12 protein-coding genes are annotated in these 14,150 nt (G+C 72.2%); 10 read left to right on the top strand and 2 right to left on the bottom strand.

Annotated features, from left to right (window positions below; all coding sequences use genetic code 11):
- Position 1: 1 nt before the first annotated feature.
- Positions 2-1,921: a molybdopterin oxidoreductase family protein gene (locus tag ACTT8P_RS08415; RefSeq protein ID WP_442830908.1), complete on the bottom strand. Its 1,920-nt coding sequence runs from the start codon at positions 1,919-1,921 to the stop codon at positions 2-4.
- Positions 1,918-2,889 carry a 2-dehydropantoate 2-reductase gene (locus ACTT8P_RS08420; protein ID WP_442830909.1) on the bottom strand — a complete coding sequence of 324 codons (972 nt, stop codon included), beginning with the start codon at positions 2,887-2,889 and terminating at the stop codon, positions 1,918-1,920. The genes ACTT8P_RS08415 and ACTT8P_RS08420 overlap by 4 nt, the downstream gene beginning before the upstream one ends.
- Positions 2,890-3,077: 188 nt before the next feature.
- Here ACTT8P_RS08420 and ACTT8P_RS08425 point away from each other — a divergent pair, with 188 nt between their 5' ends.
- The 10 genes from ACTT8P_RS08425 (at position 3,078) to ACTT8P_RS08470 (ending at position 14,003) form a co-directional block, all read left to right on the top strand.
- Positions 3,078-4,403, top strand: a complete 1,326-nt coding sequence (locus ACTT8P_RS08425; RefSeq protein WP_442830910.1) for an OFA family MFS transporter — start codon at positions 3,078-3,080, stop codon at positions 4,401-4,403.
- Positions 4,384-4,518: an MFS transporter small subunit gene (locus tag ACTT8P_RS08430; protein WP_361171972.1), complete on the top strand. Its 135-nt coding sequence runs from the start codon at positions 4,384-4,386 to the stop codon at positions 4,516-4,518. The genes ACTT8P_RS08425 and ACTT8P_RS08430 overlap by 20 nt, the downstream gene beginning before the upstream one ends.
- A gap of 243 nt (positions 4,519-4,761) precedes the next feature.
- On the top strand, positions 4,762-5,709 hold the full coding sequence (locus ACTT8P_RS08435) for a beta-ketoacyl-ACP synthase III (RefSeq protein ID WP_442830911.1): 948 nt from the start codon (positions 4,762-4,764) through the stop codon (positions 5,707-5,709).
- Positions 5,710-5,813: 104 nt separating this feature from the next.
- Positions 5,814-6,491: a GntR family transcriptional regulator gene (locus ACTT8P_RS08440; protein ID WP_442830912.1), complete on the top strand. Its 678-nt coding sequence runs from the start codon at positions 5,814-5,816 to the stop codon at positions 6,489-6,491.
- A gap of 178 nt (positions 6,492-6,669) precedes the next feature.
- Positions 6,670-7,851: an ROK family protein gene (locus tag ACTT8P_RS08445; protein WP_442830913.1), complete on the top strand. Its 1,182-nt coding sequence runs from the start codon at positions 6,670-6,672 to the stop codon at positions 7,849-7,851.
- Between the two features lie 122 nt (positions 7,852-7,973).
- Positions 7,974-9,491 carry a sugar ABC transporter ATP-binding protein gene (locus ACTT8P_RS08450; RefSeq protein ID WP_442830914.1) on the top strand — a complete coding sequence of 506 codons (1,518 nt, stop codon included), beginning with the start codon at positions 7,974-7,976 and terminating at the stop codon, positions 9,489-9,491.
- Entirely contained in the window at positions 9,488-10,510 is a 1,023-nt protein-coding gene (locus ACTT8P_RS08455) for an ABC transporter permease (protein ID WP_442830915.1), read from the top strand. Before ACTT8P_RS08450 ends, ACTT8P_RS08455 begins: the two co-directional genes overlap by 4 nt.
- A gap of 17 nt (positions 10,511-10,527) precedes the next feature.
- Positions 10,528-11,622, top strand: a complete 1,095-nt coding sequence (locus ACTT8P_RS08460; protein ID WP_442830916.1) for a substrate-binding domain-containing protein — start codon at positions 10,528-10,530, stop codon at positions 11,620-11,622.
- Positions 11,623-11,740: 118 nt separating this feature from the next.
- The gene (locus ACTT8P_RS08465; protein WP_442830917.1) at positions 11,741-12,988 is read left to right on the top strand and encodes a Gfo/Idh/MocA family protein; all 1,248 of its coding nucleotides are present in this window, start codon (positions 11,741-11,743) and stop codon (positions 12,986-12,988) included.
- A 16-nt stretch (positions 12,989-13,004) separates the two neighbouring features.
- Positions 13,005-14,003 carry a sugar phosphate isomerase/epimerase family protein gene (locus ACTT8P_RS08470; protein ID WP_442830918.1) on the top strand — a complete coding sequence of 333 codons (999 nt, stop codon included), beginning with the start codon at positions 13,005-13,007 and terminating at the stop codon, positions 14,001-14,003.
- Positions 14,004-14,150 lie beyond the last annotated feature (147 nt).

Below are 14,150 nucleotides of genomic sequence, written 5' to 3' on the forward strand. Positions count from 1 at the left end.
ATCACCTCACGATGGTCGCGACGGGCAGCTTCTCGATCCGGATCGCCGACGCCTTGAACTCCGCCGTTCCCGCGATCGGACAGTTGGCCTCGATGGTCAGCTGGTTGGTGTCCACCTCGTCGGGAAAGTGGAAGGTCATGAAGGCGAGCCCCGGCCGCAGCGCCGGGTCGACCCACACGGGTGCCTCCACCGCCCCGCGCCGCGAGGTCACCCGTACCGTCTCCCCGACCACCACCCCGTACCGCTCGGCGTCCTCCGGGGACAGCTCCACGGACTCGCCGCGCCGCAGCGGGGAGGCGTAACCGCCGCTCTGCACCCCGGTGTTGTACGAGTCGAGGCGGCGCCCGGTGGTGAGGCGCAGGGGGTACCGCTCGTCGGTGAGGTCGACCGGCGGATCGTGCTGGACGATGCCGAAGGGCGCCGGGCGGCCCCGGCGGGCCGGGTCGGGGTCCCACAGCCGGCCGTGCAGATAGGTCGGTTCCAGCCGGTCGGTGCTCGGGCAGGGCCACTGGATGCCCCGGTGCTCGGTGAGCCGGTCGTACGTCATCCCGTGGTGGTCCGGCGACAGGGCGCGCAGCTCGTTCCAGACCGCCTCGGCGTCGGCGTACTTCCAGTCGTGGCCGAGGCGGGCGGCGAGGTCGCAGAAGATGTCGATGTCCTCGCGGGCCTCGCCCGGCGGGCTCACCGCCCGGCGGACCCGCTGCACGCGCCGCTCGCTGTTGGTGGTGGTGCCGTCCGTCTCCGCCCAGCCGGCGGTGGCGGGCAGCACCACGTCCGCGAGCGAGGCGGTCCTGGTCAGGAAGATGTCCTGCACGACCAGGAAGTCCAGTGCGCTCAGGCGGCGTACCGCCTGTTCGCTGTCGGCCTCCGACTGGGCCGGGTTCTCGCCGACGCAGTACACCGCCTTCAGCGAGCCGTCCGCCATCGCCTCGAACATCTCGGTCAGGGTGAGGCCGTAGTGCGGCTGGATCACGGTGTCCCAGGCGGACTCGAACTTCAGCCGGGTGTCCGGGTCCAGGATGTCCTGGAAGCCGGGCAGGCGGTTGGGGATGGCGCCCATGTCGCCGCCGCCCTGCACGTTGTTCTGGCCGCGCAGGGGTTGCAGTCCGGCGCCGTAGCGGCCCACGTGTCCGGTGAGCAGGGAGAGGTTGATCAGCGCGCGGACGTTGTCGGTGCCGTTGTGGTGCTCGGTGATGCCGAGGGTCCAGCACAGCTGGGCGCGTTCGGCGCGGGCGTAGGCGTGCGCGAGGTCGCGGATGGCGGCGGCGGGGACGCCGGTGACCTTCTCGGCGAGGGAGAGCGTCCACGGCTCGACGAGGGCTCTGTACTCCGCGTAGCCGGTGGTCGCGCGCTCGACGAACGCCTCGTTGACCAGGCCGGCGTGGATGATCTCCCGGCCGATCGCGTGCGCCATCGGGATGTCGGTGCCGACGTTGAGGCCGAGCCAGCTCTCCGCCCACTCGGCGGTGGAGGTGCGGCGCGGATCGACGGCGTACATCCGGGCGCCGTTGTGCATCCCCTTCAGGACGTGCTGGAAGAAGATCGGGTGCGCGAAACGGGCGTTGGAGCCCCACATGACGATGACGTCGGTGTGCTCGATCTCCTCGTAGGAGGAGGTGCCGCCGCCGGAGCCGAAGGCGGCGGACAGGCCGGCCACGGACGGGGCGTGGCAGGTGCGGTTGCAGGAGTCGACGTTGTTGGTGCCCATCACCACCCGGGCGAACTTCTGCGCCACGTAGTTCATCTCGTTGGTCGCGCGGGCGCAGGAGAACATGCCGAAAGCGCCCCGGTGGCGGGCCAGACCCCGGGCCACCCGGTCCAGGGCCTCGTCCCAGGTGGCCCGGCGGAAGGGCGCGTCGCGGGAGTCGCGCACCAGGGGGTGGGTGAGCCTGGTGTAGCCGGCCGGCTGCCGTTTCTTCATGCGGCGCTCCTCAGGGCGAGCAGGTCCGAGATGGCGTGCACGGTGCGCAGGGTGGGCACCGGGACGCCGGTGATCTCCGCCAGTTCGACGACGGCCGAGAGCAGCACGTCGAGTTCCAGCGGCTTGCCGCGCTCCAGGTCCTGGAGCGTGGAGGTGCGGTGGTCGCCGACCTTCTCGGCGCCCGCCAGCCGGCGTTCGATGGAGACGCCGACCTCGCAGCCGAGCGCCTCGGCGACCGCCAGGGTCTCGGCCATCATCGTCTCGATCACCTGCCGGGTGCCGCCGTGCGCGCACATCTGCCGCATGGTGGCGCGGGCCAGCGCGCTGATCGGGTTGAAGGAGATGTTGCCGAGCAGCTTGAGCCAGATGTCGTTGCGCAGGGCCGGTTCGACCGGGCACTTCAGGCCGCCCGCGCGCATCGCCGCGCTGAGCGCCAGACAGCGGGCGGACACACTCCGGTCCGGCTCGCCGATCGAGAACCGGGTGCCTTCCAGGTGCCGGACCACGCCCGGCCCCGCCAGTTCGGTGGCCGCGTAGACCACGCAGCCGACGGCCCGCTCGGGCGCGAGCACCGCACTGACCGCGCCGTCCGGGTCCACACTGTCCAGCCGGCGGCCGTCGTAGCGGCCGCCGTGCCGGTGGAAGTACCACCAGGGGATGCCGTTCTGGGCGGCCACCACCGCTGTGGAGTCGTGCAGCAGCGGCTCGATCAGCGGCCCGCACGCCGCGTACGAGGTGGCCTTCAGCCCCAGGAAGACGTAATCGACCGGGCCCACTTCGGCCGGGTCGTCGGTGGCGCGCGGGCGCGCGGTGAAGTCGCCGCGCGGGCTGCGCACCCGTACTCCGTGCCGCCTCATGGCCGCCAGGTGCGGTCCACGGGCGATGAGATGCACGTCGGCACCGGCGCGGTGGAGCGCGGCGCCCACATAGGCGCCGATCGCACCGGCGCCGAGGACTGCGACTTTCATGGGGGATAGCTCCGTTCGGTCGAGGGTCGTACCGAGGAACCGAGGAACTGTCGCGATTTCGTCGACGAAATATTGTCTACAGTATGGAGGTAGAGGCGGCAAGGGATTGTGCACAGCCGGTGGCGCTGGGTGGTTGTTTGATCAACTGTCTTCTCAACCGCGCTCCGGCTCCCTACGGTTGGGGACTCATGAGTCCCCCTGTCGCACCGCCCGGCTGGAGCCGCTGGCTCGTTCCCCCGGCCGCCCTCTCGGTCCACCTCTCCATCGGGCAGGCGTACGCCTGGTCCGTGTTCAAACCGCCGCTGGAATCCGCGCTCGGCCTCAGCGGCACCCAGAGCGCGCTGCCCTTCCAGCTCGGCATCGTGATGCTCGGCCTGTCCGCCGCGTTCGGCGGCACCCTGGTCGAGAAACGCGGGCCGCGCTGGGCGATGACGGTGGCGCTGATCTGCTTCTCGTCCGGCTTCCTGCTCTCCGCGCTGGGCGCGGCCACCGAGCAGTACTGGCTGATCGTCTTCGGCTACGGCTTCGTCGGCGGCGTCGGCCTCGGCATCGGCTACATCTCGCCGGTCTCCACGCTGATCAAGTGGTTCCCGGACCGGCCCGGCATGGCCACCGGCATCGCCATCATGGGCTTCGGTGGCGGCGCGCTGATCGCCTCGCCCTGGTCCGCGCAGATGCTGGAGTCCTTCGGCACCGACAGCTCCGGCATCGCCCTCGCCTTCCTGGTGCACGGACTGTCCTACGCCGTCTTCATGCTGCTCGGCGTGCTGCTGGTGCGGGTGCCGCGGGTCCCGGAGAGCGCCGACGGGAAGCCCGCCGCGCTGACCGGCGTCCAGGTCTCGGCCCGCTCGGCGGTGCGCACCCCGCAGTTCTGGTGCCTGTGGCTGGTGCTCTGCATGAACGTCACCGCGGGCATCGGCATCCTGGAGAAGGCCGCGCCGATGATCACGGACTTCTTCGCGGACACCTCCGCGCCGGTCTCCGCGACCGCCGCCGCCGGGTTCGTGGCCCTGCTGTCGGCCGCGAACATGGCCGGCCGGATCGGCTGGTCGTCCACCTCCGACCTGATCGGACGCAAGAACATCTACCGGGTCTACCTCGGCGTCGGCGCGGTGATGTACGCGCTCATCGCCCTGTTCGGCGACTCCTCCAAGCCGCTGTTCGTACTGGCCGCCCTGGTGATCCTGTCCTTCTACGGCGGCGGCTTCGCCACCGTCCCCGCCTATCTGAAGGACCTCTTCGGCACCTACCAGGTCGGCGCGATCCACGGCCGGCTGCTCACCGCCTGGTCCACGGCCGGTGTGCTCGGGCCGCTGATCGTCAACTGGATCGCGGACCGGCAGGAGGAGGCCGGGCGGCACGGCTCGGCCCTGTACGGGCTGTCGTTCGTCATCATGATCGGACTGCTCGTCGTCGGCTTCGTCGCCAACGAACTGGTCCGTCCGGTCCACGAGCGCCACCACGTCACCGCCGAGGAAATCGAGGAGGCCGCCCATGTCGCCCGACAGCAGTGAGAGCCGCACCGGCCGGCGCCCGCTGATCGCCTTCGCCTGGCTGTGGGTGGGAGCACCGCTCGGCTACGGGCTGTACGAGCTGGTCCGCAAGGCCACCCAGTTGTTCACCGGGTGAGGGTGAGGGTGAGAGCGAGGGTGAGAGCGAGGGTGAGGGGGAGGGTGAGGGTGAGGGGGAGGGTGAGGGTGAGGGGGAGGGTGAGGGTGAGGTGGGCGTGAGGACGAGGTGACGCGGGGTGCGCGGGTGACGGAAGCCGACAAGCGGTGCCTCCGTTTCCTGTCGCATCACCTGCCGTCGTACCCGTGAGTCACTGATCAGACTGGTGGATCCCGCAACCGCAGGCACCGAGGGGAATCCACCATGCACGGTTCGCGCATCACCGGGGTCGGCCACCACCAGCCCGCCAGAATCCTCACCAACGAGGACCTGGCGGGCCTGGTCGACACCAGCGACGAGTGGATCACCAGCCGGGTCGGCATCCGCACCCGCCGGATCGCCGGCCCCGACGAACCCGTCGACGAACTCGCCGGGCACGCCGCCGCCAAGGCACTCGCCGCGGCCGGGGCCACCCCCGCCGACGTCGACCTGGTGCTGGTCGCCACCTCCACCGCCATCGACCGCTCCCCGAACATGGCCGCCCGGGTCGCCGCCCGGCTCGGCATGGGCAGCCCCGCCACGATGGACGTCAACGTCGTCTGCGCCGGGTTCACGCACGCCCTGGCCACCGCCGACCACGCGGTCCGGGCGGGCGCCGCGCGCCGGGCCCTGGTGATAGGCGCCGACAAGATGTCCGAGGTCACCGACTGGACCGACCGCACCACCTGCGTGCTGGTCGGCGACGGCGCGGGCGCCGCCGTCGTCGAGCCCTGCGCCGCGGGCGAGGAACCCGGCATCGGCCCCGTGCTGTGGGGCTCGGTGCCCGAACTCGGACACGCCGTGCGCATCGAGGGCACCCCGCCGCGCTTCGCCCAGGAGGGCCAGAGCGTCTACCGGTGGGCCACCACCAAGCTGCCCGCCGTCGCCCGGGGCGTGTGCGAACGGGCCGGCGTGGACCCCGCGGACCTGGCCGCCGTCGTGCTGCACCAGGCCAACCTGCGCATCATCGAACCCCTCGCGCTGCGCATCGGCGCCGTCAACGCCGTCGTCGCCCGGGACGTCACCGAGTCCGGCAACACCTCGGCGGCCAGCATCCCGCTGGCCCTGGCCAAGCTGGTGGAACGCGGCGAGATCACGACCGGGGACCCGGTGCTGCTGTTCGGCTTCGGCGGCAACCTGTCGTACGCGGGGCAGGTCGTGCGCTGTCCGTGAACCCCCGGCGCCGGGGGCGCCGTAGACTGTAGACGAAAGACAATTGATACTTCCTTTACTGTCTGCACCGTCTTCACCGTCTTTACTTCGCCGAGGGGGCCGCGATGTTGTCGACAGGACTGCCGCAGGGGGCGGTGCCCAGGCTGGAACGCCCCGGGCCGCTGCGCGACCGCGTCTACGAGGCACTGCTCGAACTCATCACCACCCGCGCCCTGCGCCCCGGCCAGCACCTCGTCGAGAGTGAACTCGCCGGCCACCTCGGCGTCTCCCGGCAGCCGGTGCGCGAGGCGCTCCAGCGGCTGAACACCGAGGGCTGGGTCGATCTGCGCCCCGCCCAGGGCGCGTTCGTGCACGAGCCGACCGAGGCGGAGGCCGACCAGCTGCTGACCGTCCGTACGCTGCTGGAGGCCGAGGCGGCCCGGCTGGCCGCCGCGGGCGCCACCAGCGCCGGCGTGGCGGCCCTGGAGGAGCTGTGCGCCGAGGGGGAGCGGGCCGTCGCCGCCGACGACGTGGACGGCGCCGTCACCCTGAACGCCCGCTTTCACGCCAAGGTGATGGAGCTGGCGGGCAACGCCGTCCTCGCCGAACTCGCCGCCCAGGTCGACCGCCGGGTGCGCTGGTACTACACGCCGATCGCCCGCCAGCGCGGCCAGCAGTCCTGGACCGAGCACCGGGAGCTGATCGCCGCCATCACCGACCGCGACGAGCAGCGCGCGACCCACCTCATGCGCGAGCACACCGAGCACACCCGGCGGTCGTACCACGCCCGCGGCGCGTCCTGAACGGAGCGTTCCCGCCCGGCTCATTGGCTGTGACCGCTCGCCTCTTTGTCCTGCGAGTGGAAAAAGTCGGCGGCAATCTATGCACAGCTTCTTCCCAGGTTCGGCAGCCGCTGCTACGTTCCCTTCGAAAGCACGACAGCGCGCAGCCGATTGAGGCGGGGAGGGGCACGTGAGACGCATGACCGCACGACCCGCCAACGCCCACCAGGCCCGGCTGCTGAAACTGCTGCGGGACGGCGGCCCCAACTCCCGGGCCCAGCTCGGCGACCAGGTCGACCTCTCCCGGTCGAAGCTGGCCGTGGAGGTGGACCGGCTGCTGGAGACCGGACTGGCCGTCGCCGACGGACTCGCCGCCTCCCGCGGCGGACGCCGCTCGCACAACATCCGGCTCAACCCCGGACTCCGGTTCCTCGGCGTGGACATCGGCGCGACCTCGGTCGACGTCGCGGTCACCAACGCGGAACTGGAGATCCTCGGCCACATCAACCAGCCCATGGACGTGCGCGAGGGACCGGTCGCGGTCTTCGAGCAGGTCCTGTCCATGGCCGCCAAGCTGCGGGCCTCGGGACTCGCGGAGGGCTTCGACGGCGCCGGCATCGGCGTCCCGGGGCCGGTCCGCTTCCCCGAGGGCGTCCCCGTGGCCCCGCCGATCATGCCGGGCTGGGACGGCTTCCCGGTCCGGGAGGCGCTCAGCCAGGAATTGGGCTGCCCGGTCATGGTCGACAACGACGTGAACCTGATGGCGCTGGGGGAGCAGCACGCCGGGGTGGCCCGGACCGTGCACGACTTCCTCGTCGTCAAGATCGGCACCGGCATCGGCTGCGGCATCGTCGTCGGCGGTGAGGTCTACCGCGGCACGACGGGCAGCGCCGGCGACATCGGGCACATCCAGGCGGTGCCCGAGGGCCGCCCGTGCGCCTGCGGCAACCGGGGCTGCCTGGAGGCCCACTTCAGCGGCGCGGCGCTGGCCCGCGACGCCACCGAGGCCGCCCAGCAGGGCAGCTCCGCCGAACTCGCGGCCCGCCTGGCGGCGGGCGGCAGCCTCGGCGCCGCCGACGTCGCCGCCGCGGCGGCCGCCGGGGACGCCACCGCCCTCGACCTGATCCGCGAGGGCGGCAGCCGCACCGGCCAGGTCATCGCCGGCCTGGTCAGCTTCTTCAACCCCGGCCTGGTGGTGATCGGGGGCGGGGTCACCGGCCTCGGCCACACCCTGCTCGCCGCGATCCGTACCCAGGTCTACCGCCAGTCGCTGCCCCTGGCGACCGGCAACCTGCCCATCGTGCTCGGCGAACTGGGCCCCACCGCCGGCGTCATCGGCGCCGCCCGCCTCATCAGCGACCACCTGTTCTCACCCGCGTAGCACATCCCCGTCGCACGCTTTCCGCACAGCGCGTAGCTCCGCCCTGCCTGAAAACGCCTGTCCGCGCACCCGCGGGCCGGCCGCCCTGACACCGGCCCGCACGCCCGCCGAGGGGACCTCACATGGCACCAGAACCACCGCTGCTCAGCATGTCCGGCATCACCAAGTCCTTCCCCGGCGTCCGCGCCCTGGACGGCGTCGACCTCGACGTCCAGGCCGGTGAGGTGCACTGCCTGCTCGGCCAGAACGGGGCCGGCAAGTCCACCCTCATCAAGGTGCTGGCCGGCGCCCACCAGCCGGACACCGGCACCATCCGCTGGCGCGGCGCGGACGTCACGCTCCGCTCGCCGAGCGCCGCCATGCGCCTCGGCATCGCCACCATCTACCAGGAACTCGACCTGGTGGAGCACCTGTCGGTGGCGGAGAACGTGCACCTCGGGCACGAGCCGACCAGCGCGGGCTTCGTGGTCCGGGGCCGGGCCGCCCGCGCCGCCACCGCCGCGCTGCTGAAACGTCTCGGCCACCCCGAGGTCGACCCGGGCCGCCTGGTCGGGGAGCTGTCGGCGGCCCAGCGGCAGATCGTCTCCATGGCCCGGGCGCTCTCCCACGACGTACGGCTGATCGTGATGGACGAGCCGTCCGCCGCCCTCGACCCCGACGAGGTCGACAACCTCTTCCGGATCGTCGGCGACCTCACCGCCACCGGCGTGGCCGTCGTCCACATCTCGCACCGCCTGGAGGAGATCCGCCGCATCGGCGACCGGGTCACCGTCCTCAAGGACGGTCGCGCCGTCGCCCGCGCACTGCCCGCCAAGTCGACTCCGACCAGCGAGGTCGTCGCCCTGATGACCGGCCGCGACGTCGCCTGGGTCTTCCCGGACCGGCCGGTGTCCACCCCGGCCGCCGAACCGGTGCTGAGCGTGCGGGGCCTGGCCCGGGACGGCGAGTTCGCGCCGCTCGACCTGGAGCTTCGCCCCGGCGAGATCGTCGGCCTGGCCGGACTGGTCGGCTCCGGCCGCTCCGAGATCCTGGAGACCGTGTACGGCGCCCGCAAGCCGTCCGCCGGACAGGTACTGGTCGACGGACGCCCGCTCAGGCCCGGCAGCGTACGGGCCGCCGTGCGCGCCGGCCTCGGCCTCGCCCCCGAGGAGCGCAAGGCACAGGCGCTGCTGATGCTGGAGTCCGTCACCCGCAACGTGTCGGTGTCGTCGATGTCCCGCTTCTCCCGCGCCGGCTGGCTGGACCGGAGCGCCGAACGCGCCGCCGCCCGCGCCGCCGTCCGCGAACTGTCGCTGCGCCCCGACAACCCGGACGTCCCCGTGCGCACCCTGTCCGGCGGCAACCAGCAAAAGGCCGTCCTGGCCCGCTGGCTGCTGCGCGGCTGCCGGGTGCTGCTCCTGGACGAACCCACCCGCGGCGTCGACGTCGGCGCCCGCGCCGAGCTGTACGCGGTCGTGCGCCGCCTCGCCGACGAGGGCCTGGCCGTCCTGCTGGTCTCCAGCGAGGTGCCCGAGGTGCTCGGCCTCGCCGACCGCGTCCTGGTGCTGCGCGAGGGCCGGGTCGTGCACCGGGCGCCCGCCCGCGAACTCGACGAACACCGCGTACTCGACCTCGTCATGGAAGGGAGCCCGGCATCATGACGCAGCACGTGTCACCGCCCCGGGACGGCACCGGAAAGGCGGCACCGGTGGACGGACCGCCGCCCGCCTGGCGGGGCGTGCTCGCCCGCGCCGACGTCCGCATCCTCTCCCTGCTCGGCGTGCTCGCCGTGCTGGTGCTGATCGGCGGGATCACCAAGCCCGACGAATTCCTCGACACCCGCAACCTCCAGCTCGTCCTCACCCAGGCGTCCGTGATCGGCGTGGTCACCGTCGGCATGACCTTCGTCATCATGTCCGGCGGCATCGACCTCTCGGTCGGCGCGATCGTCGCCCTCGCCTCGGTGTGGGCGACCACGGTCGCCACCCAGGAGTACGGATTCCTCGGCATCCTGTTCACCGCGCTGGTGGTCGGCGTCGGCTGCGGACTCGTCAACGGGGTCCTCATCGCGTACGGCGCGATGGTCCCGTTCATCGCCACCCTCGCCATGCTGGCCTCCGCGCGCGGCCTGGCGCTCCAGATCACCGACGGACAGACCCAGGTCGTCACCGTCTCCGGCGTGCTCGACCTCGGCGAACGCGACGCCTACGTGCTCGGCGTCCCGCCGCTGGTGCTGGTCTTCGCCGCCGTCACCGTCATCGGCTGGCTGGTGCTCAACCGGACCACCTTCGGCCGCCGCACGGTCGCCGTCGGCGGCAACGCGGAGGCCGCCCGGCTGGCCGGCATCGACGTCCGCCGCCAGCGCCTCTACCTCTACCTGCTGTCCGGCCTGTGCTGCGGCATCGCCGCCTTCCTGCTGATCGTGCTGTCCGGCTCCGGCCAGAACACCAACGGCAACCTCTACGAACTCGACGCCATCGCCGCCGCGATCATCGGCGGCACGCTGCTCAGCGGCGGCCGCGGCACCATCGTCGGCTCCGTGCTCGGCGTCCTGATCTTCACCACCATCACCAACATCTTCGCCCTGAACAACCTGCAGAGCGACGTCCAGCAGATCGCCAAGGGAGCGATCATCGTCGCCGCCGTGCTGGTCCAGCGCCGTACCGCGAGCACGCCTTGAGGAAAGGGTTGACCGTCATGCCAGAGCACACGCCATTCGTGAGCCGCAGAGGGCCGCTGGCCGGGAGCAGCGGGCCGCTCGCCAGCCGCAGGGGGCTGCTGTTCGGCGCCGCCGCCGTGTCCGCCGGTGCCTTCCTCACCGGGTGCACCAGCAACGAGTCGGACGACGACGAGGGGGCGGGCGCCAGCACCCAGCCCGCCGCCGACGACCAGCCCGGCAAGCAGGTCACCATCGGTTACGCCGGCCCGCTCGCCGACCACGGCTGGCTCAACGCCATCAACGACCAGGCCAAGGGGCGGGCCAAGAAGTACTCCGACGTCACCCTGGAGGTCACCGAGGGCTCCAACGACACCGCCCAGCAGATCGGTCAGATCGAGACCCTCATCAACAAGAAGGTCGACGTCCTGGTGGTGCTGCCCGCCGACGGCAAGGCGCTCACCCAGGTCGGGCTGAAGGCGATGCGGGCCGGCATACCGGTGGTCAACCTCGACCGGATCTTCAACACCCCGCAGGCGTACCGCTGCTGGGTCGGCGGCGACAACTACGGCATGGGCCTCAACGCCGGGCACTACATCGGCGAGCAGCTCAAGGACCAGGCGGACGCCCGGGTCATCGAGCTGGCCGGCATCGACAACCTCGAACTGACCCGGCAGCGCACCAAGGGCTTCGACGACGCCCTGAAGAACTACCCGAACATCAAGAAGGTCGCCCGTCAGGCCGCCGACTTCACCGTCGAGTCCGGGCAGGCCAAGATGGCCCAGTTGCTCCAGGCCCAGTCCTCGTTCGACGCGCTGTGGAACCACGACGACGACCAGGGCGTGGGCGCCCTGCGCGCCATCGAACAGGCCGGCCGGGACGACTTCCTGATGGTCGGCGGCGCGGGCGCGCTCTCCGCGTTCCAGGCCATCAAGCAGGACAACGGCGTCCTGAAGGCGACCGTCCTCTACCCGCCGACCATGGCCGCCTCCGCGATCGACCTCGCTCGCGCGCTCGGCCAGGGCAAGGGCGTCGGCGGCCTCGCCGAGTTCGAGATCCCGTCGTCGCTGACGTGCTACTCGGCCGTCGTCGACAAGACCAACGTCGACCAGTACATGTCCACCGGCTTCAAGTGACCGGCCGGCGTGCCGCCCCGGGGACCTGACCAGCCCCGGGGCGGGGACCGAACTCCCTGGTCCGGCCGGGCGCGGCGACCGTGCCCCACCGCACCACCACGACGAGGAGGACATCCGCATGGGACAGCCGCAGCAGCCCGAGAGGGCCGGGGTGGGGCCAGCGTCTGCCGGGGCCGGGGCGCGTACCGCGCCCGCCGGGGCCGGGGCGCCGGCGAGCAGACCGCCGTTGCGGGTCGGCATGGTCGGCTACGCCTTCATGGGCGCCGCCCACTCCCAGGGCTGGCGCACCGCCGGACGCGTCTTCGACCTGCCGCTGAACCCGGTCCTGGCCGTGATCTGCGGGCGGCACGCCGACGCCGTCCGCGGCGCGGCCGACCGGCACGGCTGGGCGGCGGCCGAGACCGACTGGCGGGCCCTGGTGGCCCGCGACGACGTCGACCTCGTCGACATCTGCACCCCCGGCGACAGCCACGCCGAGATCGCGCTCGCCGCGCTCGCCGCCGGCAAACACGTCCTGTGCGAGAAGCCGCTGGCCAACACCGTCGCCGAGGCGGCGGCCATGACCCGCGCCGCCGAAGCGGCCGCCGCCCGCGGCCAGGTGGCGATGGTCGGCTTCAACTACCGCCGGGTGCCCGCCACCGCGCTGGCCCGGCGGATGGTCGCCGAGGGCCGGATCGGCCGGCTGCGGCACGTGCGGGTGACGTACCTCCAGGACTGGCTGGTCGACCCGGCCGCCCCGCTGACCTGGCGGCTGCGCAAGGAGCTGGCCGGCTCCGGCGCGCTCGGCGACCTCGGCGCCCACATCGTCGACCTCGCCCAGTACCTGACCGGCGAACGGCTGGCCGGGGTCTCCGCCCTCACCGAGACCTTCGTACGGGAACGCCCCCTGCCCAGTGGGTCCCCGGTGGCAGGCACCGGCGAGGTCACCGTGGACGACGCCGCCGTCTTCACCGGCCGCTTCCCCTCCGGCGCCCTCGCCTCCTTCGAGGCCACCCGGTACGCCACCGGCCGCAAGAACGCCCTGCGCGTCGAACTCAACGGCGAGCGGGGATCGTTGGCCTTCGACCTGGAACGGCTCAACGAGCTGTCGTTCCACGACGGCACGGAACCGGACGAGCGGGCCGGCTTCCGCCGCATCCTCGTCACCGAACCCGGCCACCCCTATCTGGACGCCTGGTGGCCGCCCGGCCACGGCCTCGGCTACGAGCACACCTTCGTCCACCAGGCCCGCGACCTGGTGCACGCGGTCGCGGCGGGCCGCGCCCCCGAGCCGTCCTTCGCCGACGGACTCCAGGTGCAGCGGGTGCTCGCCGCGGTGGAGGAGAGCGCGGAGAAGAACGCCGTATACACCCCGATCGCCCCCTGAGGAGGCCGGCAGCGACATGCCACGCAACTTCACTCTCTTCACCGGCCAGTGGGCGGACCTGCCTCTGGAGGAGGTCTGCCGGCTCGCCCGCGACTTCGGCTACGACGGACTCGAACTCGCCTGCTGGGGCGACCACTTCGAGGTCGACAAGGCCCTCGCTGACCCCGCCTACGTCGAGGGCCGCCACCAGCTCCTCGACAAGTACGGACTGAAGTGCTGGGCGGTCTCCAACCACCTGGTCGGCCAGGCCGTCTGCGACGCCATCATCGACGAACGCCACCAGGCGATCCTGCCCGCCCGGATCTGGGGCGACGGCGACGCGGAGGGCGTACGGCAACGGGCCGCCGCCGAGCTGAAGGACACCGCGCGGGCCGCCCGCCGGCTCGGCGTCGACACCGTCATCGGCTTCACCGGCTCCGCCATCTGGCACCTGGTCGCCATGTTCCCGCCCGCCCCCGAGTCCATGATCGAACGCGGCTACCAGGACTTCGCCGACCGCTGGAACCCGATCCTGGACGTCTTCGACGCCGAGGGCGTCCGCTTCGCCCACGAGGTCCACCCCAGCGAGATCGCCTACGACTACTGGACCACCCAGCGCGCCCTGGCCGCCGTCGACCACCGCCCCGCGTTCGGCCTCAACTTCGACCCCTCGCACTTCGTGTGGCAGGACCTCGACCCGGTCGGCTTTCTGTGGGACTTCCGCGACCGGATCTACCACGTCGACTGCAAGGAGGCCCGCAAGCGCCTCGACGGCCGCAACGGCCGGCTCGGCTCCCACCTGCCCTGGGGCGACCCGCGGCGCGGCTGGGACTTCGTCTCCGCCGGGCACGGCGACGTGCCCTGGGAGGACGTCTTCCGGATGCTGCGCGCCATCGACTACCGGGGCCCCGTCTCCGTCGAGTGGGAGGACGCCGGCATGGACCGCCTCCAGGGCGCCCCCGAGGCGCTGACCCGCCTGAAGACGTACGACTACGAGCCGCCCAGCGCGTCCTTCGACGCGGCGTTCGGCAACTAGCCCGCTGCCCGTTCCGGGGTGACGGCGCACCCCGGCGTACGCACCGCCCGTACTCACACCGCGCGACTCACACCGCCCGTACTCACACCGCGCGACTCACACCGCCCGTACTCACACCGCGCGACTCACACCGCCCGTACTCACACC

The sequence above is a fragment of the Streptomyces sp. JW3 genome (genome assembly GCF_052216785.1).
Lineage (GTDB): Bacteria > Actinomycetota > Actinomycetes > Streptomycetales > Streptomycetaceae > Streptomyces.

Excerpts from the sequence above, each read along its gene's own strand:
- ACTT8P_RS08415 (WP_442830908.1), bottom strand. The coding sequence starts at position 1,921 with ATGAAGAAACGGCAGCCGGCCGGCTACACCAGGCTCACCCACCCCCTG.
- ACTT8P_RS08420 (WP_442830909.1), bottom strand. The coding sequence starts at position 2,889 with ATGAAAGTCGCAGTCCTCGGCGCCGGTGCGATCGGCGCCTATGTGGGC.
- ACTT8P_RS08425 (WP_442830910.1), top strand. The coding sequence starts at position 3,078 with ATGAGTCCCCCTGTCGCACCGCCCGGCTGGAGCCGCTGGCTCGTTCCC.
- ACTT8P_RS08430 (WP_361171972.1), top strand. The coding sequence starts at position 4,384 with ATGTCGCCCGACAGCAGTGAGAGCCGCACCGGCCGGCGCCCGCTGATC.
- ACTT8P_RS08435 (WP_442830911.1), top strand. The coding sequence starts at position 4,762 with ATGCACGGTTCGCGCATCACCGGGGTCGGCCACCACCAGCCCGCCAGA.
- ACTT8P_RS08440 (WP_442830912.1), top strand. The coding sequence starts at position 5,814 with ATGTTGTCGACAGGACTGCCGCAGGGGGCGGTGCCCAGGCTGGAACGC.
- ACTT8P_RS08445 (WP_442830913.1), top strand. The coding sequence starts at position 6,670 with ATGACCGCACGACCCGCCAACGCCCACCAGGCCCGGCTGCTGAAACTG.
- ACTT8P_RS08450 (WP_442830914.1), top strand. The coding sequence starts at position 7,974 with ATGGCACCAGAACCACCGCTGCTCAGCATGTCCGGCATCACCAAGTCC.
- ACTT8P_RS08455 (WP_442830915.1), top strand. The coding sequence starts at position 9,488 with ATGACGCAGCACGTGTCACCGCCCCGGGACGGCACCGGAAAGGCGGCA.
- ACTT8P_RS08460 (WP_442830916.1), top strand. The coding sequence starts at position 10,528 with ATGCCAGAGCACACGCCATTCGTGAGCCGCAGAGGGCCGCTGGCCGGG.
- ACTT8P_RS08465 (WP_442830917.1), top strand. The coding sequence starts at position 11,741 with ATGGGACAGCCGCAGCAGCCCGAGAGGGCCGGGGTGGGGCCAGCGTCT.
- ACTT8P_RS08470 (WP_442830918.1), top strand. The coding sequence starts at position 13,005 with ATGCCACGCAACTTCACTCTCTTCACCGGCCAGTGGGCGGACCTGCCT.